The following is a 24,667-nucleotide window of genomic DNA, read 5'->3' as shown; positions in this document are numbered from 1 at the left end:
AACATCATACTCTTTTCACGCTTCACTTTTATCGATTACTGTCGCGCTCTGCATAGTGCACTTTGACATTCACTGTACCGACATATTCCAGCTGCCCATCTGCGTTCATACGTTCTTGAACCGTGATGAACCCACTGTCTTTCAGATGAGTGCTCTTAGATGCAATATTGAAGTTAGAGATATTCAGCTCTTTATTAAGCTCACGAGCCGACATGCTTTTCAAAGCATTAAGTTCAGCGAAAGCTTGTTGGTATGCGGCATCTGACGTTGCGGTAGGTTCCACAGAGAGAGTCTTCATCTCTTCTCTGCTCACATAATTACCGCTAGTGAAGATAGGGTTGGCAAACGCGGATGCGCTAGTGATTGCCATAGCTGCGACAAGGAGAGCGGTTTTCATTGCTTTCATGTTGATGACCTTTTCAGTGTGTTTGTTTTCAATGACTTCATTATTCAACAAGACACCTGACACCAACCTATCCCAAAGATGACATTTTTGTCATAAATCCAACAATCATCTTCGCCTCACAAGGAGCATAATCAAATCTCGTAAGTTAAACCAAAGTGGAATTTGTAGTCGTCTTTCTCTGGTACCACCCCCTCCGAGTCGGCTTTGGTGTCAGAGACATGATCCCAAACGGCTTTAATGCTAAGTTCAAGATCATCAACAAGATCGATATCGAAACCTAGCTCATTGGTATGACGGGCGCCGCCCGCGTCGTTACTTGCCCAATTCAGGTTATAGGTATGGCTTAAATCGATGTCATCGGTCAGTTCATACTCAAAGTTAGATTCAAACGCCAGCGTGTTACTGGTCGCGTCACCCGATTCCCCCTCTTCTACCGTCTTAAAATCGGTGTACTGATAACCGGGACCAATAGAGACATCCCACTCTGTTTGTGAATTGGCAATGATAAAGTAACCCATCTGCATTGAAGCATTAACCTGGTATTCAATGTTTTGAAACTCATCACTGAGTACAGAGAGTTTGAGCGGTCGAAAGAACAGACGATTGCTCAAATAGATATCGTAGGAGCCATCAAACGAACTATTGTTTGCCGTCGTTTTATCATTCGTCTTGGAGTTTTCGTGTTTCGCTTTTAACTTAGTGCGCGAGCCAACGGTATTTCTTTCCGCTTCCACTTCACCGAGCAGTGAAAACTCATCGGTGTTGCCTTTGCTAATGTCTAAACCAAAGAAAATCTCGGTCGTCCAATGATCAGAATCTTTCTCTGCCCCGCGATAAATCGATACAACATCCGTAATAGGAAACGCCATCTCTTCACCGTCATTAGTCAAGTACAGCTGCTCATCACGAATCGACAAGTAACCGTCGAAAACATCACCGCTTGCGGTTCGAATGGTAAAAAAGCTCGCTGTTTCTAATATCGCGATATCTTCCAGTTCAATCTCTTGATCACCAAGATCATCACTATCAAATTCAATCTCTTGATCGAACGAGTTCGTTTCTTCTTTGATTGTCCCCGTTAACTCGCCTTTGATCACCTCGCCAGATTTAAGTTGTAGCCAATCATCGTTTTCATCAATAAATACTGTTTGGCTTTTGCGTTGCTGCGTTTGTTCTTCATCTGCTAAGGCGTAGTGATGGTAGAACGAAGAAACAATACATACTGCCAAGAGTTTGATTTTCATAGTGACCTTTTCAGTTCAATAGAAACCACATCCGTTGGGCTTACGATAGTAATGCTCGCCGTCCGACGTGTCAGAAAGTAAACAAGTGAATGTCAACGTATTGCGCATCATAACCATGTCAACAAGCATAAAAAAAGCGAAGTCATGTGACTTCGCTTTAGGTTCTCGCTACTTACATAGCGCAACATAAACAAGTGTAATCTTAATCACACCATGTGTTGATTATTCTACGGTTACCGCTTTCGCTAGGTTACGTGGTTGATCTACATCCGTACCTTTGATCAGCGCTACGTAGTAAGAAAGTAGCTGCATTGGAATGGTGTAGTAGATAGCCGCCGTGATTTCACTAACGTGTGGCATTGTGATGATCTTCATTGTCTCATCACCTTCAAAGCCTGCGTCAGCATCGGCAAATACGTAAAGCAGACCACCACGAGCACGTACTTCTTCAACGTTTGATTTCAGCTTCTCTAGAAGATCGTTGCTTGGTGCAACAACCACAACTGGCATATCTGCATCGATCAATGCTAAAGGACCGTGTTTCAATTCACCTGCCGCGTAGGCTTCTGCGTGAATGTAAGAGATCTCTTTTAGTTTTAGAGACGCTTCCATCGCGATTGGGTAGAACTCACCACGACCTAGGAATAGAGTGTGGTGTTTATCGGCAAAGTCTGGTGCTAGTGCTTCAATTTCTTTTTCGAAAGACAGCGCTGCATTGATTTGTTTCGGTAGAGCGTGAAGCGCTTCTACGATCTCTTTTTCTTTCTCTTTGCTAATGCGGTTTTGTTGCTTACCAAGTGCCGTCACTAGCATGAGTAGCGCAGAAAGCTGAGTCGTGAACGCTTTAGTTGATGCCACACCGATTTCCACGCCTGCACGTGTCATGAATGCGAAGTCAGACTCACGAACCAAAGAAGAACCCGCTACGTTACAGATGGTCATTGCCGCCATGTAACCTTTCTCTTTTGCTAGGCGAAGTGCTGCTAGCGTATCGGCGGTTTCACCAGATTGAGAAAGCGTGATCAATAGGCTGTTTGGACGCGTCACAAACTTGCGGTAACGGAATTCAGACGCGATTTCTACATCACAGCTCACGCCCGCAATGTCTTCAAACCAGTAACGTGCTGTCATACCTGCGTTGTAAGATGTACCACATGCAACGATTTGTACGTGTTCCACTTTGCTTAGGATTTCTGCCGCGTTAACACCGATTGCTTCAGTGACAACAGAGTCTGCCGTGATACGACCTTCCATTGTGTTGATCAACGCTGTTGGTTGTTCGTAGATCTCTTTCTGCATGAAGTGACGGTATTGACCTTTGTCACCTGCGTCGTGTTCCGCGTTTGATTCTGTGATTTCGCGTTCTACACGCTCACCTGTTGCATCAAATACCGTTACGTCACGACGAGTGATCTCAGCAACATCACCTTCTTCTAGGTACATGAAACGGCGTGTTACGTTAAGTAGCGCAAGTTGGTCAGACGCGAGGAAGTTTTCACCCACACCAAAACCAATAACGATTGGGCTACCTGAGCGCGCCACAACAATACGTGAAGGATCTTTACGATCCAGTGCCACTGTACCGTATGCACCTTCAAGTTGTTTTGCTGTTTTTTGTACTGCTTCAAGCAATGTTTCTGAAGTGCGAAGCTCCCACTCAACCATGTGAGCGATAACTTCAGTATCCGTTTGAGATTCAAATACGTAACCGCGAGATTGAAGTAGCTCACGTAGCTCTTCGTGGTTTTCGATGATGCCGTTGTGTACTACTGCGATGTCACCAGACATGTGTGGGTGTGCGTTCACTTCTGAAGGCTCACCGTGTGTTGCCCAACGAGTGTGTGCGATACCAGTACCGCCGATCACTTTTGCTTGATCAACTGCGTCTGCCAGCTCTTGCACTTTACCTAGACGACGAATACGCGTTAGGTTGGTTTCGCCATCAACGATCGCTACGCCCGCTGAGTCATAACCGCGGTATTCCAAGCGACGTAGACCTTCAACCAAAATTTCTGCAACATCTCGTTGTGCTACTGCACCTACGATTCCACACATGTGTTTATCTCCGTTTGTAGTTTTGTTCTTCCCTAGCCATGGTTTCAAATAGAGGCAGCAAGCAAAGGCCTTTATCCAGAGGGAAGTGAAATATGAAACTGTTTACTTATTTAGATTAGGCGCAAATGACTTTTACGCCATGTTGTTCAATCTGTGCTTTGTGTTCTGGCTGTAACTCTGCGTCGGTAACCAATACATCAATTTGGTCCCAAGCCAACTCTAAGTTCGGAATTTTGCGTCCGACTTTTTCAGACTCGATCATAACAATGACTTCACGAGAGACTTCTGCCATGACTTTGCTTAAGCCAACCAATTCATTGAACGTTGTGGTTCCGCGCTCTAAATCGATACCATCAGCACCGATAAACAGCTGGTCAAAGTCGTAAGCTCTTAGTACAGATTCGGCTACTTTGCCTTGGAAGGATTCTGAGTGCGTATCCCAAGTTCCACCTGTCATTAACAGGGTTGGTTCGCTCTCTAATTCGTTAAGTGCATTTGCGACATGCAACGAGTTGGTCATTACAACCAAACCACGTTTGTCGTTTAATTGCTGAATCAATGCCGCTGTTGTGCTGCCACTGTCGATCACAATTCGGTTATGATCACGAATCAGTGATGCTGCCGCTTTTGCTAGACTTAACTTTCGACTCGAAACAATTGGACTCAATTCTTCATGAATAACTTCGGTTGGAATCGAAATCGCACCACCGTAACGGCGCAAAAGTTGTCCATTTTTCTCTAAAGAAGCTAAGTCCTTTCTAATCGTGACTTCTGAGGTTTCAAATTTCTGCGCCAGTTCATCAACGCTGACTTCCCCAAGCTCATTTACTAGGTTAGAAATGGCGTGTCTTCTTAGTTGAGTGTTTCGTTTCGACATTTATGTTTTGATTTTAAGTTTCGGTTTGAAATTTATTATAGTCAAAACGAAACTTTTAAGTCCATTTATTTCGATCCAAAAAATTAATATTTCTCGATAAAACCTTGTCCTAAGACAATTCTTAAACAGTGATATTGGATTCATTCGGTGGTAGAATTCGCCACCGAAAAGAAAAAAAATTACAGAATTGAAGGTTATTTTTTTGCAACTTTCTGCATATAAAGTGGGATTAGTCACAAAAAGGTAACCAAAATCGCCGATCTTTTAGTCATAAAATGACTAAACTTGGTGAAAGACTTACAGAATCTGAAGTTCCAATAATGCGGCGGAAAATCGGTGGGTGACAGGCACTAAATGTCATCAAAACGCCCTAACTTCAGAGTAAACAACCGACTTTCAAATTGTAACTATACTTACCGGAGAGTATCTTCCATGAAAAAGACCAAAATCGTTTGTACGATTGGCCCTAAAACTGAATCTGTAGAGAAGCTAACTGAACTAGTAAACGCTGGCATGAACGTTATGCGTCTTAACTTCTCTCACGGTGACTACGCAGAGCACGGCACTCGTATCGCGAACTTCCGCCAAGTAATGGAAGCTACAGGCAAACAACTTGCAATCCTTCTAGACACTAAAGGTCCAGAAATCCGCACTATCAAACTAGAAGACGGCAACGACGTTGATCTAGTAGCTGGTCAAGAATTCACTTTCACAACTGACATCTCAGTTGTAGGTAACAAAGACAAAGTTGCAGTAACTTACGCTGGTTTTGCTAACGACCTAAACGTTGGTAACACTATCCTAGTAGACGACGGTCTAATCGAAATGGAAGTGCTTGCAACTTCTGAAACTGAAGTTAAGTGTAAAGTTCTTAACAACGGTGCTCTAGGCGAAAACAAAGGTGTTAACCTTCCAGGCGTTTCTGTAAACCTACCTGCACTATCTGAAAAAGATAAGAACGACCTTAAATTCGGTTGTGAGCAAGGCGTTGATTTCGTAGCTGCTTCTTTCATCCGTAAAGCTTCTGACGTTCAAGAAATCCGTGAAGTACTTGCTGCAAACGGCGGCGAGAACATCCACATCATCTCTAAAATCGAGAACCAAGAAGGTGTTGATAACTTCGACGAGATCCTAGAGCTTTCTGACGGCATCATGGTTGCTCGTGGTGACCTAGGTGTTGAAATCCCAGCTGAAGAAGTAATCTTCGCTCAGAAGATGATGATCGAGAAGTGTAACCGTGCACGTAAGATGGTTATCACTGCAACTCAAATGCTTGATTCTATGATCAACAACCCACGTCCTACTCGTGCGGAAGCTGGCGACGTTGCTAACGCGGTAATGGACGGTACTGACGCAGTTATGCTTTCTGGTGAAACTGCTAAAGGTAAGTACCCAGTTGAAGCGGTAACTATCATGGCTCAAATCGCGAACCGTACTGATTCAGCTCTAAAAGCTGAGCTAGGTTCTCGTCTAGACAGCCCACGTCTTCGCATCACTGAAGCAGTATGTAAAGGCGCGGTAGACACAGCTGAAAAACTAGCTGCTCCACTTATCGTTGTTGCAACTGAAGGTGGTAAGTCTGCACGTTCAGTACGTAAGTACTTCCCAACTGCAAACATCCTAGCACTAACGACTAACACTAAGACTGCTGCACAGCTAGTTCTAACTAAAGGTGTTACTCCAGTAGTTGTTGAGTCTATCCAAAGCACTGACGCGTTCTACGTAGCAGGTAAAGAACTTGCTCTAGAATCAGGTCTAGGTAACAAAGGCGATATCGTTGTTATGGTTTCTGGTGCTCTAGTAGCTTCAGGCACAACGAACACCGCTTCTGTACACGTTCTATAAGACTGAAGAATTCAATCATCAGTTCAATAAAAAAGAGGGCTTCAGCCCTCTTTTTTTATATATTTAATCTTGCCCTCATAATCAGTACGCTGTATTATCAATCACAACCGAACTACGTACTGTTTAGTTGTCGTCACGATAATAAAATTTCATGAGGTTGCTTGTGTCCAGTCCTACTCTTACCGACAAAGTTTCGAAAATGATCTGTCAGGACATCCTGACGGGTGAATTAAAGCCAGGTCAAAAGCTTGTGGTTGCTGACCTGAAAGAGAAATACAACGTTGGTGCATCACCTATCCGCGAAGCACTTGTGCAACTGTCTTGGAGCAAGTATGTAAAGCTTGAGCCACAAAAAGGCTGTTGGGTTGCGCCTGTGTGCAAAAAAGAATTGAACGACCTATACGAAAGCCTTCGTGTGGTTTCTTCTGTACTGCTTAAGAAAGCAATCTTGGCGGGTGATGAAAGCTGGGAATTGGACGTGCTAACGTCATACCATAAGCTATCTCGTCTGAACTTTGACGAAACATTCTGTTGGAAAGAGTGGGAAGAGCGCCACCATCAGTTCCACGTCTCTTTGTTGGAAGGTGCCGATTCAAAGAACATGTTTGAGTTCTTCAGTGATCTGATCAACCAAATCAAACGCTACCGCTACTTTGCGATGCAAACATTGAACTCTGAGCAAGATGCTCTGTTCAACATTGATGAACATGAGATGATCATGAAGCTTGTTCTTGCGAAGAACAGCGAAGAAGCAATGACACTGCTTGATAAGCATTTATTGAGCTCAATGCAGCGTATTGAAACTGTACTAGAGCTAGAAACGGCTTAATCATATCGTCGCCCAATAGATAGCAAAAAATCGGGGTTATCCCGATTTTTTTATTTGCTAGAGAAGCCAATTACTGCTTTTTCTCATCGCCTCTAAGCAATGTCATCAAAACTGTGACAAATCGACACTCGGTTCCGCCCTGCACTTTTTGACTCGTACAGGGCAATATCGGCACATTTGTAACTGCGAGTTCTATCCGCAGTCACATCGCTGTAACCCACACTTACGGTCACTGAACGGTCACTACTTAGCTCTACTGCAACACGCAAGCGATTCAAAACCACTTCTGCCTCTTGCGTAGTAGTGTGCGGCATGATCACCGCGAACTCCTCTCCACCAACTCGAGCCACGAAGTCGGTGCTTCTCACCCCACGAAGTAAAGTTTCAGCCACCGTACAAATGACTTTGTCGCCTTCATCATGCCCCAGTTCATCGTTGATACGCTTGAAATGGTCGATATCAAACAAGGCTAAACAAGTCGTGGGTGTATTCGGATAGCGTTCAACCAAGTTGGTATATTGTGCAAGCTGCTCTTCAAATTTACGACGATTCCAAAGGCTAGTTAAACCATCTTTCTCACTTAAGTTGCGCAGCTTTTCTTCTAGCTCTTTACGCTCCGAAATATCCACCAGTGAAGTGATGTAATAACTGACCTTACCAGACTTTGCCATAATGGCTTGAATACGCATAATGGCAGTAAACACATGATTAAGTTTAGTACGACAACGCACCTCACCTTCCCATACTTGCTCAACACCCAGTTGATTCCAAATCGCCAGAATATTTTCAATGTCTTCGGGGATAAAAATCAGATTGTGGGCATTCCAGCCTCGTAAGCGAGAATTCGAATAACCCATCATATTTTCGAACTCTTGGTTAACCATCATAATTCGGTGTGAAGTATCCGAAATCATCACTGCGGTCATGCCATCCAGTGCCGCTCGAGCCAGCTTGGACTCAATGCTATGGCGACGATAGTGCAGTGCTAAAGTTGTTATCGGGAGCGCGAAAACCAGCATCAAGCTTAAAACAAAGAGAGCTTCTTGCAATAAGTCATCAATGTCTCGATCAGCTCGCTCTAAGAGCTGTTCTTGCGAAAGATCGATAATTAAATGAAGAGACTCCCCCGGCACAAAGTTAATCGTATTAAAGATCACCAGATGGTTACCATCGTATTCGTAACCCATCTTTTCTGCCCCCATGTTCTGCCAAACTTTGGGGTGAAGCAAACCAAAGTTGAATCGAGAGCGAGCAGGAATAATATCGCCATACAACTTGTCATTATGAGAGCTCGCAACGTAGTAGCCCGCTTGGTTGATAAGCTCGATGTTAAAATCTCTTACAGGTGAGTAATTTAAACGTGATGACAAATATTGAACGTTGATGTTCAGTACCAGATAGCCTTCGCGCGTACCATCCATCGCAACAGGCATCATGATACGAATCGATGGACTGTACGGATAAACGAGCTCACTATTTTCTCGTTCTAACTCTATACCCCAAGAGCCGATCTGGTCATTGCTAAGATTCTGAGCGAATTGGAAATAAGCTCGCTCGGACTTATCTTGCAAAACCTGAGCTGGCGCAGCAATGCCCGTTTTGAAGTCGTAATTAATCCGTACGTTCTCTTGCCCTTCAAGGTTTAGGAAACGTATCTGTCGATACCATTTTTGGTTAACGGCGACTGAGCTCCACACCTCTTGTAAAATGGCGAGATTTTTGTCGCTAGGATCACGCAAATAATCGTAAAGGCTTTGGCTATGACCGAGTAGATCACTGATGGAAGAGATTTGATCTTGAACGTTGTTATATTCTCGCTCGGAATACGCGAGTTGATGAAGAGCTTCTTTAGCGGTGCTCTTGACGTTATCCGCTAACAGCGTTTGATATTTCTGATAGTAGTAGATTGAGATGAGCGCGCTAAAAAATAGCGTCGTCGCCAACAAAGCGCTGACTAACTTCCTGACTTTCACGCGTTCTACTACTCACATTGATTACGAAAGCAGCAATTATATCACTGTTTGTTATTTTCTAAACAAAAAGCCATCGAACAACGATGGCTTTTCTTAAATGCATCAGATTTCATTAAGGCTTGAGGCAACGTTCCCCGCGAGCAATGCCTACGACACCGCTTCGAGCCACTTCGACCACTTCCGTAACTTCCGAAATCGCTTGGATGAAAGCGTCCAGTTTCTCGCTGGTACCCGCAAGTTGCACCGTGTATTGAGAAGCCGTGACATCAACAATCTGACCACGGAAAATATCCGCGGTACGCTTCACTTCCGCACGAGCAAAACCACTCGCTTTCACCTTGACCATCATCAGTTCGCGCTCGATGTGGTCAAATTCCGTAACTTCTTGCACTTTGAGCACATCGATCAGTTTATGCAGTTGCTTCTGAATCTGCTCCAACTGCATTTCATCAGAGTTAGTCGTGATATTTAGACGCGACAGTGTTTCGTCATCAGTTGGTGATACGTTCAACGATTCAATGTTGTAACCACGCTGAGAAAACAAACCGACAACGCGAGACAAAGCACCTGGCTGGTTTTCCATTAACAAAGAAATAATGTGTCTCATATTAAGTACGCTCCGTTTTGCTTAGCCACATCTTGTCCATACCCTCGCCTTTGATCTGCATTGGGTAAACGTGTTCGGTTTCATCTACGTTGATGTCGACAAACACCAAACGATCTTTCATGTCGAGCGCCTTTTGGAGACCCGCTTCTAGCTGATCTGGCGTTTCGATACGAATACCGACGTGACCATAAGCTTCTGCAATCGCTGCAAAATCAGGAACAGAACTCATGTACGAGTTAGAGTGACGACCTTGATAAATAATGTCTTGCCATTGTTTTACCATGCCTAGAAAACGGTTATTCAAGTTAATGATTTTTACAGGGATGTCGTATTGCATGGCCGTCGACAACTCCTGAATATTCATTTGGATACTGCCATCACCAGTCACAACCACCACTTCTTCTTCTGGCATGGCGAATTTCACACCCATACCAGCAGGTAGACCGAAGCCCATTGTGCCGAGACCACCCGAGTTAATCCAACGGCGTGGCTTATTAAATGGATAGTACAGTGCCGCAAACATCTGGTGCTGTCCCACATCAGACGCAACGTAAGCGTCTCCCTTGGTTAGCTTGTGCAGTGTTTCGATAACTTGTTGCGGCTTAATGCGCTCAGGAGATGTCTCATACGCCAAGCAGTTGCGATCTCGCCATACTTGAATGTCTTCCCACCACTGAGCTATCGCTTCTTGATCGTTGTTATTGCCCTGCTCGTTGAGCAGACCAACCATGGTCGCTAATACTTTTTCAGCAGAACCTACGATAGGCAAATCAACTTTCACATTTTTCGAGATAGAAGATGGGTCAATATCAATGTGCATCACTTTAGCATTCGGACAATACTTCTCTAGATTATTGGTCGTACGGTCATCAAAACGTACCCCTATACCAAAGATAAGATCCGCTTCATGCATCGCCATGTTAGCTTCGTAAGTACCGTGCATACCTAGCATACCTAGCGAGTTTTTATGTGTACCCGGGAAGGCACCTAACCCCATTAGTGTGCCTACAACAGGAAGGTTTAACTGTTCCGATAGCGTTTGAATATGCTCATGCGCACCGGAAATTACCGCCCCACCACCGATGTACAATACTGGTTTCTTCGCTTCAACAAGCGACTTCAACGCTTTTTTGATCTGACCTTTGTGACCAGACGTCGTTGGCTTATATGAACGCATCGAAATGCTTTCTGGGTACTCGTAAGGAAGCTTGATTTGCGGGTTCAAAATATCTTTCGGCAAATCAATCACAACCGGTCCAGGTCGACCTGTTGTCGAGATGTAGAACGCTTTTTTGATCGTTTCAGGAATGTCTTCCGCTTTCTTAACGAGGAAGCTGTGTTTCACAACAGGGCGTGAAACACCCACAATGTCACACTCTTGGAAGGCATCATTACCAATCAGGTTGTTTGGTACGTTACCTGAGATAACAATCATTGGAATTGAATCCATGTATGCAGTCGCAATACCTGTGATGGTATTGGTTGCACCAGGACCAGAACATACCAGTACGACTCCGGGCTTGCCCGTCGCTCGCGCATAGCCATCTGCCATATGGGTAGCGGCTTGTTCGTGTCTTACTAGTACGTGTTTGATTTGATCGGTTTTGGCGTGCAGTGCGTCGTAGATATCTAAAACGGACCCGCCAGGGTAACCAAAGATTTGCTCTACGCTCTCTTCAATCAGAGATTGCACAACCATCTCTGCGCCTGACAACATTGCTGTCATAATTTGCTCTCCTTACCAGTTTTCCTCACCGTAAGGCCAACGGTTTGGTCTGGTTTTACATAGTCTAGGTCTTATTCGTAGCCTAATAGAAATACTTCCACTTTTTCAGCTATGTCTTACGTCTGTCATAACAAAACGCAAGGTAACACAACAAATGTAACGTTTTATTATCAACGGGTCTAATGAGAGTTGAATCAAATTTTAAACAAGATGCTATAAATCAGAACAAAGGCAGGGTTTGACGCTAACTAAGTAGCGCAAAATAGAATCAAGATAAGAAACCAAAAGAAAATAAAGTGAATAATTTCACTAGAAATGGCAACTTTCAGCGAAACTTCCTTCATAAGTCACAACTAAAAGTGTGAAAGACGGTCATAAAAAATCCCCAGCAGCACAATATCAGGCAACTGGGGACATTTTCATCAATCTGAAATCTAAGTTAGCTTAAGTTACTTTTTATCAGACTTTTCAGTGTACATTTCTTCGATTTCATCTTGGTATTTGTCGTTAATGACTTTACGACGAAGTTTTTGTGTTGGGGTCAACTCACCATCATCCATCGAGAATGCTTTAGGTAAAAGTTTGAATTTCTTAACTTGTTCAAACTTAGCCAGTTCTTTCTGCAGGTCATTAACACGCTTCTCAAGCATCTCAACAATCTGATGATGTTTGATCAATTCAACACGATCGTGGTACTTGATATTTAGTTCTTTCGCATACTCTTCAAGTGAGTCGTAACACGGAACAATCAGAGCCGATACAAATTTACGTGTATCTGCGATGACAGCAATCTGCTCAATGAAGTGGTCTTTACCGATTGCACCTTCTACGACTTGAGGTGCAATGTACTTACCGTTTGAAGTCTTCATCAGTTCTTTGATGCGGTCAGTAATGAACAAGTTGCCATTTTCGTCAATGTAACCTGCATCGCCAGTCTTCAAGAAGCCATGTTCGTCAAACGTCTTCTCAGTTTCCTCTGGCATTTTGTAGTAGCCACGCATCACCATTGGACCGCGCACCAAAATTTCGTTGTTTTCACCAATCTTAACTTGAGCGCCTGGCATTGCCATACCGATAGAGCTCGGATCAAAGCATTGATCATCCCAACAAGATACGGTTGCCGTGGTTTCTGTCATACCGTAGCCAAGCTTAACATTGATGCCAATTGCGTGGAAAAAACGCCCAATGGTTTCATCTAGCTTCGCGCCACCACATGGCATGAAATTAATGCGTCCACCCAATAATGCACGTAGCTTGCTCAACACTAGCTTGTCTGCCAAAGCATAAGATTTACGTAGCATCAGTGATGGCTTGCGGTTTTCTTGATGACAAGCAGCCATCTTCGCACCCATGTTGACCGCCCAAGTAAACATAATTTTGCGATGGAATGGTGCACGTGACACTTTCTCGTGGATCGCAGAGAAGATCTTCTCATAAAAACGAGGAACCGCACTCATCACGGTTGGGCGTACTTCACTCAGGGCATCACGTACTTGCATGGTGTCTTGCAGGTAGCAGTTGGTACCACCTTTATAAAGCACATAGAATGTCCATGCACGCTCAAACACGTGTGATAATGGCAAGAAACACAGCGATACGTCGTCTTCAGTTAAACTCAAGCGCTCATCATGACCTTCAAGTTGGGCAGAGATGTTCGCGTAATCTAGCATTACACCTTTCGGTTGACCTGTGGTACCAGAGGTGTAAATCAGAGTCAGTAGATCTTCTTCTTGCGCATGTTCTAAACGAGTTTCTAGCTCAGCTTGGTGACTAACGTCGCCCTTAGCAACGAAGTCTTTCCATGTCATGGCAAATGCATGATCGCCTAGGTCAATGTCATCTGACATCGCAACGATCAGTTCTAGCTGCTTACATTCATCGAAAATGCTAACCGCAGCATCAAACTGTGGCTGCTCGCCAACGAACAACACTTTGACGTCTGCGTTATCAATGATGTAAGCCGATTGAGCTGCGGTGTTAGTTGGATAGATAGGTACGGTAACGCCACGCAATTGCAGTGCTGCAAAATCAGCAATGGTCCATTGCGGCATGTTATTTGAGAAAATACCGATCTTATCTTGAACGCCCAATCCCTGAGCCAAAAGCGCAAGTGACAAAGCATCTACTTGCTGACCAAACTGCTCCCAAGTAATACCTTGCCATGTGTCGCCGACTTTATGTTTAAGCGCAACACGAGTACTACCCTTCGCAATTTGTTCACGAATACGTTTTACGATATGAAAATCTAACTTGGCCATTCTTTACATTACCTTTTGGCTTACAGGCGTAAGCTATTTGAGCGCACAAGTGTAACCTCGACGCCTAAAAACGCAACTGACCATTATCAAACTTATCATTATTAAGAGACGACTATCACTAATGAGAGCATAGCAGGTCTTTAACTGCTGAAGGTTTAATCAACTTAAGTCGCTGTTTCGACTATTAAATAGCGGACATAAAAAGCCCCTGAGAGACGGCGTTCTCTCAGGGGCAAGGAATTGTAAAAATTGATGATTACAAGTCCAGTCTGACCAGTTGATCAGGCTAAAAATTCAGCTTATTTAAGCGCAACAACTTCACCACAAGTGATCATGAGTTGGTCACGTAACCAGATGTGACCTTTGTCCTTCTCACTTGATTCGTGCCAGCTTAGGTAACCACTGATTTCCTTGTTTTCAAATGGGAAATCTAGGATTTGCAACTGGTCGCTGTTCACTGCATTCTCAGCCATCCAGCGAGGAGCGATAGTCACAAGCTCAGATTGGCTTACTACGTATAGCAGGTTGCTTAGGCTTGAACCTTCATAAGCGGCTTGGCAATCAAGTTCGCGGTACGCTTGCTCAGAGAAGCTACGTTGACCATGTACACGTGATAGCTTCGCGTGTTTCTCGTTGATCAGTTGCTCAGCAGATACACCACCTTGGATGCGAGGGTGCGTCTTAGAAGCAATAACCACTAGCTCATCTTTAAAGATTTCAGTGCTTGAGAAACCTTGATCATCAAAACGTGCGTAGTCAATTACGAAGTCGATTTCTTGGTAGCGCATACGCTCAGATAGAAGGCGATCAAATTCCGCATCTAGGTGTAGCTGTACGCTTGGTGCTTGCTCGTTAATATTAGCCATGATTCTCGGTGCGAAACGCATATCACATGGGCTACAAATCGCCAGTTTAAACAGACGAGTTGAAGACTCAGGTTGGAAAACTGAGCTTGGAAGTTCGTTACGAATAAGCTGTAGTGCTTGGCGGATAGGACCAAACAGTTGACGAGCACGCTGAGTTGGCTGAATACCACGACCCTGACGCATGAATAGCTCATCATTAAACATTACTTTTAGGCGAGCAACCGCATTACTTACTGCTGGTTGTGACATGCCAAGGTTATGTGCTGCACGAGTAATATTTTGCTCTTGCATCACTGCATCAAATACGGTCAATAGGTTTAAATCTACACCACGCAATGTGCTTTCCATACGGTAGCTAGCAATTGCGCTCATCGCGTCTTTTTTATCTAACATGGAGTGCGCCTCTTATGTAATCGTCAACTTGGTTCAATGAATTCTTAACGAATAGAATCTCTTTGCACACAAACGACCGTGGCTGGATTCAAATCATTTTTTAAGGAATAGAAAACCGAATTTGTATTATATTTATCGTCCAGATATTTCCGGCTCGAACCGTACTATCAACTAATCAATCAAGGTTTCGCAACTAGATTGATATTTAATCATTAAATTTTAGCCAATTAGTTATTTATTCCATATTTATCATATCGTTAAGAAAAACATAAAAAAGTATAAAACGCCTAAATCAGAGGTTTCTTACAACCTATTTAGCACGTTAATGACAATCTACAGGGATCATACAACCCATTTGCCCTGCTTATTGTTTGCATTTGCGTTCAAAAACCAGCATCAATAGTTAAGTTCACAAAACATGCAAATCAGTTAAAGAGTCAGCAAAATGACCGTGAATAGAAATGATATAGAAGGCATAAAAATGCAGCCAATCAGCGCGTGAATGACTGCAACTTAGAAGATAAATCAGACGTTAAATATTCGATACATAACTCGGGAAATCGACTTGTTCCCATAGTTGTTCAGAGAGTTTTTCAGGTGCATCCCAAGCACCTTGTAATACCCAATTGGCGATCGCTTTTGCAACATCAGGATACTTCACGCTTTCTGCTTGTTGTTCTTTCAACCACTGACGTACCGTCGAGATATCAAGATTTTCCATCGAAGATGCTAGCCCTAAATCTTCCAATGTTGCGACGTTACTTTGCTGTTCAAATTGCCCAGAAAGCGGTTTAAGTAATAGCTTCTTGCCAAGAGAAAGGGCTTCCGATGGCAGTTCAAAACCACCATTGGCAATCACTCCACTACAACGTTGCAAATGAGATTGAAAGTTAGTGTGACACAGAGGTCTTAGTTCAATATTTTCCACTTGCTCACACTCAATCACGTTCGGGTGATAACAGACAAAAGACTGTTGATTAAAATGGAACAACAAATCGCTGATGTCTTCTATTGATTCAAACGGAAGATAGACGAGAACAAAGTCATCATTACCACTCGTTTGCTCAAGCGTATGAACGATAGGTGGTAAGATCGGCTGATCAAAGTGATACCAATGCAAGCCTAGGTGGTGTTGCGAAGGAGCAAAATGCTCTATGACGGATTTATCCAACCAACTCGCCCCCTTAAGAGGTACTGGGTAGCGGAATGCATTTTGATGACTGATACCAATACAAGGTTTGTTCTGCTTACGAGCAGCCCAAGCCGAGACGGGTTCGAAATCATTGATCACCAGATCATAAGAAGACAAATCCAGCTGATTTACTTCTTGGATAAACTGAATCAAGTTATTGCGTAATGCCGTTTTAGCATAGCTCACGGCACCTTTCTCTGTCACAAAGGTAAAGCCACGCCGAGTTTGATAGTTTCCAAAAGACTCCATTGAAAAGTACTTTTCTGGTTCGCGTCCAGAGAAAAGAAAATCAACCTGCACGTCGTGAGTTTGAAAAGCTTTACTCATGGCTCTTGCGCGGGCGATGTGACCATTTCCTGTGCCTTGAACACCATACAGAATTTTCATCCATCAACCTCCAATGAGCCCAATTGCCAAAGAACCACATAGGCTCCCCAACAAAGCACCAATGATAATGTCAGTAAAAAAGTGCACGCCAAGCAGAATACGTGATGTCCCAATCAAGGCTGCCCAAGTGAAAGCAAATATGCCTAAGTCTGGATAAAAATGATGAATGAGCGTCGCCATCAAAAAGCCCGCCGCAGTATGACCTGACGGTAAGCTGTAACGGTCAGAGGGAGTAATAAAGGCAGGAAGCAACGCGCTCAATTCCTCAGGACGACGGCGCTTAAAGCTGTTTTTCAACACCCAGTAAATGGGTAATTCGATGGCAAATGCGGTTAACCCGGTAATCAAGAACCAATGACCATGTTGCTTATCAAGTAGCCAAGCTAACAACCCTAACACCACATAGAGGTGTCCATCCCCACTATGAGAAACTCCTTTACTGATATTCGCGACTTGCTGATTAAATCGATGTTGTAAACACACACTGGAGAACGCCAAATCAAATTTAGCAATGCTTGCCATTGGCTGGCTAATTGTCTCTAAAGCTCGCATGTAACATTCCTTTACTTTGACCTTTATATGAAAACTAGGCGTGTAAGGTGACAACTACATGACGAGAATTTGGATAATTAATGACACGTTATCATTTGCAGCAGAGCAGAAAAAACGGCGGGAGTTAAGAGTAGCAATAAGCTCGGTAATCGTTACGTTGATCAACCGAGCTCATAAGTACGAAGATATTCACCCAGAAGATCTGAGCATAAAAGATCAAGACTGATTGGAAGCAGAGACTGGTGCATCGATGTACCAGATCTTTCTTTGTTTACGACATGCTCTAAGCGAGCCGGTGGTCATGTGACCATCTTTCGTGAGCTCATAGCTCAAATCACGGCAAGTATAGCTACCGAACAATTCGTTTTTCCCTTGTTCGCTTGGCTCAACATTATGCTTTAATAGTGGATTAGGCTTGATCGACAAAATGTCTCGGTTGACGACATTACTACGAGCGTAGTCTTTGTGTACGTAACCTCTAATCACACCTTTTTGTTCGACCAGCAACCATGGTTCGCCTTCCACTTTAGCAAGAGCATTAAAGACCTCACCTTTGGTTAGCTCTCCCAGCTTCTCTCCTTTTAAGCTCGGTTTTGCTCGCAAATTAAGAGTGGTCTTTGAGCGATATGAAACATCCATAAATTCAAGTGTATTTGACGTATCCACTCCCTCTACAATAGGACGGCTTACTTCTGCTTCCTTCCATTGATTTGGCTGGACACGGATCTTCCACCAAGAGTAAGTGTCTGGATCTTTACCTTTAAACTTGTCACGGTTATCCGACTCTAACGCCACCAGCATTTGATTTAGAAAGGATTCACGTCCATCTTCACTCAAGTATTCATCCATTTGGTGGTTGATCATCAAGACACTATGAGCATGATCGCTCGCCACCACTGAAGAGGTGGCCTCTGTCGGTTGCCCAAATTGAAGTAACTGACACCCAGATAAAGAAACCAGAGCTAGAGCCAGCGCAGAACGTCCAAGTTGTTTCGCTAAATCCATTAATCCCTAACCTATTTGCCTCAAAAATTCGGTAGATACAACCGTTCTACTATAAATCGCTCTGCTGAATTTATGCCAACCAATTGCCTCCTTTGTGTGATAGCTCGCAAAGCATGCAGTATCAAAACAATGAGAAGAAGATGGTGAGCGTGATCTTAGTCGCGGCAATAATTGTTGTAGCACAAACATCTCCCCTTCCTTCACATTGAAGACGTCCATCATTGATAGAAGATTAATTCACCTACTGATCCGATATGAATAAAAAATCAACTTTAGGGTTGACGTGCTCCATTGAGTGCGGTACTAATTTGTTAACTTAATTTTGTGGAATGCTTAACAACTATGTCAGCACGTTTTTCTATCCTGCTTAGCCTCCTCCTGATCGTGACCAGTTCGCGCGGGTAGGCTGTGGAAGAAAAATAACCACACCAATTTCTTAGAAACCCGCATGCAAATGCGGGTTTTTTTATATCTAAATACCGGAAGTAAACGATTAACTTGCGCGAAAGTGCAAAAATCATGAAGGAAGCAAACATGAACGATCAGGTCATTATATTCGACACCACATTGCGTGATGGCGAACAAGCGTTGTCAGCAAGCTTGACGGTTAAAGAAAAACTGCAGATTGCCTATGCGCTTGAAAGGCTGGGCGTTGATGTTATCGAAGCGGGTTTTCCTGTCTCTTCACCAGGTGATTTCGAGTCCGTACAAACCATCGCAAAACACATAAAAAATAGCCGAGTTTGTGCCCTTTCGCGTGCCGTTGCGAAAGACATCGATGCCGCCGCTGAAGCACTAAAAGTCGCTGATGCTTTCCGAATTCACACCTTCATCTCCACTTCGACTGTTCACGTTCAGGACAAACTTCGCCGCAGCTACGACGATGTGGTTGAAATGGGTGTTAAAGCAGTAAAACACGCACGCAATTACACCGACGACGTCGAGTTTTCTTGTGAAGACGCAGGGCGCACTCCAATCGACAACCTATGCCGCATGGTTGAAGCCGCTATCGATGCGGGCGCAAGCACCATCAACATTCCAGACACCGTTGGCTACACAGTACCAAGTGAGTTTGGTGGCATCATTGAAACCCTATTCAACCGCGTACCCAACATCGACAAAGCCATCATCTCTGTGCACTGCCACGATGACTTAGGTATGTCAGTCGCAAACTCTATCGCAGCCGTCCAAGCAGGGGCACGACAAGTAGAAGGCACCATTAACGGTATCGGTGAGCGTGCAGGTAACTGTTCTTTAGAAGAAATCGCGATGATCCTAAAAACACGCCAAGAATTCATGGGTGTGCATACCGGTCTAAAACACGACGAAATCCACCGCACCAGCAAGTTGGTTAGTCAGCTATGTAACATGCCAATTCAGAGCAATAAAGCGATCGTTGGTGCCAACGCATTCAGCCACTCTTCAGGCATTCACCAAGATGGGATGCTAAAGAACAAAAACACTTACGAGATCATGACGCCTGAATCGATCGGTCTTAAAAACCAAGCTCTGAACCTAACCAGCCGCAGTGGTCGTGCAGCCGTGAAAAGCCACATGGATTCAATGGGCTACAAAGAAGAAGAATACAACTTAGATGCGTTGTACGAGGACTTCTTGAAGCTTGCCGACCGTAAGGGGCAAGTATTTGATTACGATCTAGAAGCCCTAATGCACTTCTCAAACTTGCGTGAAGAAGATGATTTCTACAAGTTGAACTACCTAAGTGTGCAATCAGGCAGCGTAATGGCGACCACCAGCATCAAGATGCAATGTGGTGATGAGGAAACGTGTGAGGCTGCAGTCGGCAATGGTCCGGTTGATGCGCTATACCAATGTATCTACCGCGTGACAGGTTACGACATCGTTCTAGACAAGTTCGACCTCACGGCAAAAGGTGAAGGTGAAGATGGTCTTGGTCAAGCAGACATTATCGCTAACTACAAAGGTCGTAAGTACCACGGTACTGGCGTTTCTACCGATATCGTAGAAGCATCTGGTCAAGCACTATTACACGTCATCAACAGCATTCATCGTGCCGATAAGATTGAAGAGATGAAGCAAAAGAAGATCGCGACAGTTTAATGTGATTCATTGGGGTCTGATTTACATCTCAGACTCCAACCAAATTCGTTTAGATAAGCTCAAAAATTTAGAAATATTAAAGGATTAACATGACAGACAAATCATACAAAATTGCCGTTTTACCTGGCGACGGTATCGGCCCAGAAGTGATGGCGCAAGCGCATAAAGTGTTGGATGCAATCGAAAAGAAACACGGTATTGCATTTGAGCGTGACGAGCATGATGTTGGTGGTATTGCGATCGACAATCACGGCTGCCCACTTCCAGAAAGTACAGTCAAAGCGTGTGAAGAGTCTGATGCCGTCCTATTCGGTTCAGTAGGTGGACCAAAGTGGGAGCACTTACCACCAAATGACCAACCTGAACGTGGTGCCCTACTTCCGCTACGTAAACACTTCCAATTATTCTGTAATCTTCGTCCAGCACAGATCCATTCTGGTCTAGAAGCCTTCTCACCACTTCGTGCAGACATCTCAGGTCGTGGTTTTGACATCGTGGTAGTACGTGAATTAACTGGTGGTATCTACTTCGGTCAACCGAAAGGTCGTGAAGGTGAAGGCGCAACAGAAAAAGCATTTGATACCGAGGTTTACCACCGCTTTGAGATCGAACGTATCGCAAAAATTGCGTTTGAATCTGCACGTCTACGCCGTAAGAAGGTGTGTTCAATCGATAAAGCGAACGTTCTGCAAAGCTCAATCCTATGGCGTGAAGTGGTAGAAGAAATCGCAAAAGATTACCCAGATGTCGAGCTGTCACACATGTACATTGATAACGCAACAATGCAGTTGATTAAAGACCCAGCTCAGTTTGACGTAATGCTTTGTTCAAACATCTTCGGCGACATCATTTCTGATGAGTGTGCAATGATCACTGGCTCAATGGGTATGCTGCCTTCAGCAAGCCTAAACGAAAGTAAATTTGGTCTGTACGAGCCAGCAGGTGGCAGTGCACCCGATATCGCAGGTAAGAATATTGCTAACCCTGTGGCGCAAATCCTATCAGCAGCACTGATGCTGCGTTACAGCCTAGGTGAAGAAACTGCGGCGCAAGACATTGAAGCCGCAGTATCAAAAGCACTTTCAGCTGGGGAGCTAACGGGCGATCTTGCTGGTGACAACCCTGCGCTTACAACATCTGAGATGGGCGATAAGATCGCTGAGTACATCTCAAACTCATAATACAGAACAGATTCATAATAAATACTAAATCCTCTATCCACCAATGGCTTACCTCTCAGTCATTGGTGCTAAAACAAAGCGACAAGGATAACGAGGAAAGGAAGCAAACCAATGGGCAAAACACTATACGAAAAAGTCTACGACGCACACGTTGCCGTCGCAGCAGAAGGGGAAAACCCAATCTTGTACATCGACCGTCATTTGGTACACGAAGTGACGTCTCCGCAGGCATTTGACGGCTTGCGTGAAAAAGGTCGTAAAGTGCGTCAGGTCAGCAAAACTTTTGCGACTATGGATCACAACGTTTCCACGACGACAAAAGACATCAATGCTTCCGGCGAGATGGCCCGTATCCAGATGGAAACGCTATCGAAAAACTGTGAAGAATTTGGCGTTACGCTTTACGACATTAACCACAAATACCAAGGCATTGTGCATGTAATGGGACCAGAACTTGGCATTACGTTACCGGGTATGACCATTGTTTGTGGTGACTCACATACCGCAACTCACGGTGCATTTGGTTCACTTGCATTTGGTATCGGTACTTCAGAAGTGGAGCACGTGCTAGCAACTCAAACGCTAAAACAAGCACGTGCAAAAACGATGAAAATCGAAGTGAAAGGCAAAGTAGCTCCGGGCATCACTGCTAAAGACATCGTACTTGCAATTATTGGTGAGACCACCGCTGCTGGCGGTACAGGTTATGTCGTCGAGTTCTGTGGAGAAGCCATCACTGATCTTTCCATGGAAGGTCGTATGACGGTATGTAACATGGCGATTGAGCTAGGCGCAAAAGCAGGCTTGATTGCACCAGATGAAACCACATTCGATTACATTAAAGGTCGTAAGTTCTCGCCACAGGGTGCTGAATTTGATGCGGCAGTGGAATACTGGAAAACCTTAAAAACGGATGATGATGCTCAGTTTGATGCCGTAGTAACGCTGAACGGTGCAGACATCAAGCCACAAGTCACCTGGGGCACAAACCCAGGTCAAGTAATCGCTGTAGACCAGCCCATCCCAACACCAGAGAGCTTTGCAGATCCAGTAGAAAAAGCCTCTGCTGAAAAAGCGTTGGCTTACATGGGACTTGAAGCTGGTAAGTCGTTATCAGATTACAACGTCGATAAAGTCTTTGTTGGTTCTTGTACTAACTCACGAATCGAAGACATGCGTGCAGCAGCAGAAGTAGCGAAAGGTCGTAAAGTCGCAGAGCATGTTCAAGCTCTTATCGTTCCGGGCTCAGAACAAGTAAAAGCCCAAGCTGAAGCGGAAGGCTTGGACGTTATCTTTAAAGAGGCAGGATTTGAATGGCGTCTACCGGGTTGCTCAATGTGTCTGGCCATGAACAACGACCGCTTGGGTCCCCATGAGCGTTGTGCGTCAACATCAAACCGTAACTTTGAAGGTCGCCAAGGTCGTGATGGTCGCACCCACTTGGTTAGCCCTGCTATGGCAGCGGCAGCGGCAATCGCTGGTCACTTTGTTGATATTCGCGAATTGACTTCTTTTGAGAACCAGGACTAGGAGAGAACAGATGTCAGGTTTTAAACAACACACAGGCTTAGTTGTTCCTCTAGATGCAGCGAACGTAGATACCGATGCCATTATTCCTAAGCAGTTCCTACAAAAGGTATCTCGTCTAGGTTTTGGTAAACACTTGTTCCATGACTGGCGTTTCTTAGATGATGCTGGCGAACAGCCAAATCCAGAGTTCGTGATGAACGCTCCGCGCTACCAAGGCGCTTCTATCTTGCTAGCACGAGAAAACTTCGGTTGTGGATCTTCTCGTGAGCACGCCCCTTGGGCATTAGCCGATTACGGCATCAAAGCGATGATTGCACCTAGCTTTGCCGATATTTTTTACGGCAACTCCATCAACAACCAGATGGTACCTGTTCGCCTTACAGAACAAGAAGTGGATGAAATATTCCAATTTGTTGAGGCTAACGAAGGCGCTGAAGTGGAAGTGGACTTAGAAGCTAATGTCGTTCGTGCTAACGGCAAAGAATATGGTTTTGAAATCGACACCTTCCGTCGTCATTGCTTACTGAACGGTTTAGACAATATCGGTCTGACCCTTCAACACGAAGATAAGATTGCTGAATACGAAGCGAATATTCCAAGCTTCTTAAGCTAATTCAAATCGAGATTGAAACAAATACAAGGTTGGCTTATGCCAGCCTTTTTTCTTTTATTTTCATTACCTCAGAAAGAAACTACTTCTTCTACAGGTCTACACTATCAACAAGGTTTAACCCAAAGGTTCAATTATGAAGCGTCTATTATTGATATTGTGTGCCCTCGTCTCTTTCTCCGCTTTTTCTGCGCCGAAATCCGATTTGTGGCCGTATTGGAAGCAATCGAATCAAGCCAGCAAAACACAAATTTCTCACCAAGAATGGCAACAACTATTAGACCGCTATTTGGTTGAGCAGGATGAAAACACGTTATTTCGCTATAACCAAGTTTCAGCAACGGATAAAGCGAAGTTAAAACAGTACATCCAACGCTTAGCCAAACTCGATCCCCTACAATACAATCAAGCAGAGCAATACGCGTATTGGGTTAACCTTTATAACGCCATCACCGTTGACCTAATTTTGGATAACTACCCTGTTAAATCCATTACGAAACTAGGCGGGCTATTTAGCTTTGGACCTTGGGGAGACGAAGTTGTGGTGGTGAATGGTAAAGATTTGACTTTAAACGACATTGAACATCGTATTTTGCGTCCAATTTGGCAAGATCCGAGAACACACTATGCAGTGAATTGTGCAAGCTTGGGATGTCCAAATTTACAAACTCAAGCTTTCACCGCTGAAAACACGCAAGCGCTACTCGACTCTGCAGCCAAAACATTTATTAACAGTAGTAAAGGTGTATCAATTAAAGGTAATTCAGCGCAGCTTTCTTCCATTTATGACTGGTTTGCTGAAGATTTTGGCGGTGAGGAACAAGTATTTAATCACATTGCTCAATATGCACCGCAATACCAAGGCTTTTCTGGAAAAGTAAAATACGAATACGATTGGAATCTAAATCAAGCCAATTAATGGGGACTGGTAGGTCTATGCGCTTTTGGATCATGCTAACCCGAAAGCTCGAAACCATCACCAAACCAAAGACCAGACAGAAACTAAAAAAAGGGCACTAGGTGCCCTTTTTATTGAGATTTGATAAGAA

The 24,667-nt window shown here is 44.2% G+C and carries 19 protein-coding genes; 7 read left to right on the top strand and 12 right to left on the bottom strand.

Features of this window, described 5'->3' with window-relative positions:
- Nucleotides 1–28: 28 nt before the first annotated feature.
- From J4N44_RS01745 to J4N44_RS01730, 4 genes are all read right to left on the bottom strand, one after another.
- Entirely contained in the window at nucleotides 29–406 is a 378-nt protein-coding gene (locus J4N44_RS01745; RefSeq protein ID WP_009698839.1) for a DUF3316 domain-containing protein, read from the bottom strand.
- Nucleotides 407–537: 131 nt separating this feature from the next.
- Nucleotides 538–1,650: a DUF481 domain-containing protein gene (locus tag J4N44_RS01740; protein WP_005450448.1), complete on the bottom strand. Its 1,113-nt coding sequence runs from the start codon at nucleotides 1,648–1,650 to the stop codon at nucleotides 538–540.
- 222 nt (nucleotides 1,651–1,872) lie between these two features.
- The gene (gene glmS / locus J4N44_RS01735) at nucleotides 1,873–3,705 is read right to left on the bottom strand and encodes a glutamine--fructose-6-phosphate transaminase (isomerizing) (protein ID WP_005450449.1); all 1,833 of its coding nucleotides are present in this window, start codon (nucleotides 3,703–3,705) and stop codon (nucleotides 1,873–1,875) included.
- A 115-nt stretch (nucleotides 3,706–3,820) separates the two neighbouring features.
- The gene (locus J4N44_RS01730; protein ID WP_005450450.1) at nucleotides 3,821–4,582 is read right to left on the bottom strand and encodes a DeoR/GlpR family DNA-binding transcription regulator; all 762 of its coding nucleotides are present in this window, start codon (nucleotides 4,580–4,582) and stop codon (nucleotides 3,821–3,823) included.
- Between the two features lie 432 nt (nucleotides 4,583–5,014).
- On the opposite strand from J4N44_RS01730, the gene pykF reads away from it, so the two are divergent.
- On the top strand, nucleotides 5,015–6,427 hold the full coding sequence (gene pykF / locus J4N44_RS01725; RefSeq protein WP_005450451.1) for a pyruvate kinase PykF: 1,413 nt from the start codon (nucleotides 5,015–5,017) through the stop codon (nucleotides 6,425–6,427).
- Between the two features lie 151 nt (nucleotides 6,428–6,578).
- The gene (locus tag J4N44_RS01720) at nucleotides 6,579–7,256 is read left to right on the top strand and encodes a GntR family transcriptional regulator (RefSeq protein ID WP_017190055.1); all 678 of its coding nucleotides are present in this window, start codon (nucleotides 6,579–6,581) and stop codon (nucleotides 7,254–7,256) included.
- A gap of 92 nt (nucleotides 7,257–7,348) precedes the next feature.
- Here the strand turns inward: J4N44_RS01720 and J4N44_RS01715 are convergent, their stop codons facing one another.
- The 8 genes from J4N44_RS01715 to J4N44_RS01680 all read right to left on the bottom strand — a co-directional run bounded on the left by J4N44_RS01715 (nucleotide 7,349) and on the right by J4N44_RS01680 (nucleotide 18,215).
- Entirely contained in the window at nucleotides 7,349–9,229 is a 1,881-nt protein-coding gene (locus J4N44_RS01715) for a sensor domain-containing diguanylate cyclase (protein WP_005450453.1), read from the bottom strand.
- Between the two features lie 112 nt (nucleotides 9,230–9,341).
- The gene (gene ilvN, locus J4N44_RS01710) at nucleotides 9,342–9,836 is read right to left on the bottom strand and encodes an acetolactate synthase small subunit (RefSeq protein ID WP_005450454.1); all 495 of its coding nucleotides are present in this window, start codon (nucleotides 9,834–9,836) and stop codon (nucleotides 9,342–9,344) included.
- A gap of 1 nt (nucleotide 9,837) precedes the next feature.
- Entirely contained in the window at nucleotides 9,838–11,562 is a 1,725-nt protein-coding gene (locus J4N44_RS01705) for an acetolactate synthase 3 large subunit (protein ID WP_252044791.1), read from the bottom strand.
- Between the two features lie 449 nt (nucleotides 11,563–12,011).
- A complete protein-coding gene (locus tag J4N44_RS01700) occupies nucleotides 12,012–13,820 on the bottom strand; it encodes an AMP-dependent synthetase/ligase (protein ID WP_009698844.1) in 1,809 nt (602 codons plus the stop codon).
- 299 nt (nucleotides 13,821–14,119) lie between these two features.
- The gene (calR, locus tag J4N44_RS01695; RefSeq protein ID WP_005430441.1) at nucleotides 14,120–15,079 is read right to left on the bottom strand and encodes a LysR family transcriptional regulator CalR; all 960 of its coding nucleotides are present in this window, start codon (nucleotides 15,077–15,079) and stop codon (nucleotides 14,120–14,122) included.
- 532 nt (nucleotides 15,080–15,611) lie between these two features.
- Nucleotides 15,612–16,658 carry an MJ1255/VC2487 family glycosyltransferase gene (locus J4N44_RS01690; RefSeq protein ID WP_005450457.1) on the bottom strand — a complete coding sequence of 349 codons (1,047 nt, stop codon included), beginning with the start codon at nucleotides 16,656–16,658 and terminating at the stop codon, nucleotides 15,612–15,614.
- Between the two features lie 3 nt (nucleotides 16,659–16,661).
- The gene (locus tag J4N44_RS01685; RefSeq protein ID WP_005450458.1) at nucleotides 16,662–17,210 is read right to left on the bottom strand and encodes a phosphatase PAP2 family protein; all 549 of its coding nucleotides are present in this window, start codon (nucleotides 17,208–17,210) and stop codon (nucleotides 16,662–16,664) included.
- A gap of 216 nt (nucleotides 17,211–17,426) precedes the next feature.
- Nucleotides 17,427–18,215: an SH3 domain-containing protein gene (locus tag J4N44_RS01680; protein ID WP_005450460.1), complete on the bottom strand. Its 789-nt coding sequence runs from the start codon at nucleotides 18,213–18,215 to the stop codon at nucleotides 17,427–17,429.
- Between the two features lie 534 nt (nucleotides 18,216–18,749).
- On the opposite strand from J4N44_RS01680, the gene leuA reads away from it, so the two are divergent.
- The 5 genes from leuA to J4N44_RS01655 all read left to right on the top strand — a co-directional run bounded on the left by leuA (nucleotide 18,750) and on the right by J4N44_RS01655 (nucleotide 24,537).
- Nucleotides 18,750–20,297, top strand: coding sequence for a 2-isopropylmalate synthase (leuA, locus tag J4N44_RS01675; RefSeq protein ID WP_005450461.1), 1,548 nt, complete (start codon nucleotides 18,750–18,752; stop codon nucleotides 20,295–20,297).
- Nucleotides 20,298–20,386: 89 nt separating this feature from the next.
- Nucleotides 20,387–21,478 (top strand): 3-isopropylmalate dehydrogenase, encoded by a 1,092-nt coding sequence (gene leuB / locus J4N44_RS01670; protein ID WP_114320410.1) that lies wholly within the window; start codon nucleotides 20,387–20,389, stop codon nucleotides 21,476–21,478.
- Between the two features lie 111 nt (nucleotides 21,479–21,589).
- Entirely contained in the window at nucleotides 21,590–23,008 is a 1,419-nt protein-coding gene (leuC, locus tag J4N44_RS01665) for a 3-isopropylmalate dehydratase large subunit (RefSeq protein WP_005450463.1), read from the top strand.
- Between the two features lie 10 nt (nucleotides 23,009–23,018).
- Complete coding sequence (gene leuD, locus J4N44_RS01660) at nucleotides 23,019–23,621, top strand: 3-isopropylmalate dehydratase small subunit (protein ID WP_009698848.1); 603 nt, start codon at nucleotides 23,019–23,021, stop codon at nucleotides 23,619–23,621.
- A 133-nt stretch (nucleotides 23,622–23,754) separates the two neighbouring features.
- A complete protein-coding gene (locus J4N44_RS01655) occupies nucleotides 23,755–24,537 on the top strand; it encodes a DUF547 domain-containing protein (protein WP_009698849.1) in 783 nt (260 codons plus the stop codon).
- The last annotated feature ends 130 nt before the right edge of the window (nucleotides 24,538–24,667 follow it).

Origin of the sequence: Vibrio sp. SCSIO 43155, assembly GCF_023716605.1 — a bacterium.
In the GTDB taxonomy this organism is placed as follows: Bacteria; Pseudomonadota; Gammaproteobacteria; order Enterobacterales; family Vibrionaceae; genus Vibrio; species Vibrio harveyi.
Note: the sequence above shows the minus strand (reverse complement) of the source record. Positions and strands in the feature narration are given on the sequence as shown.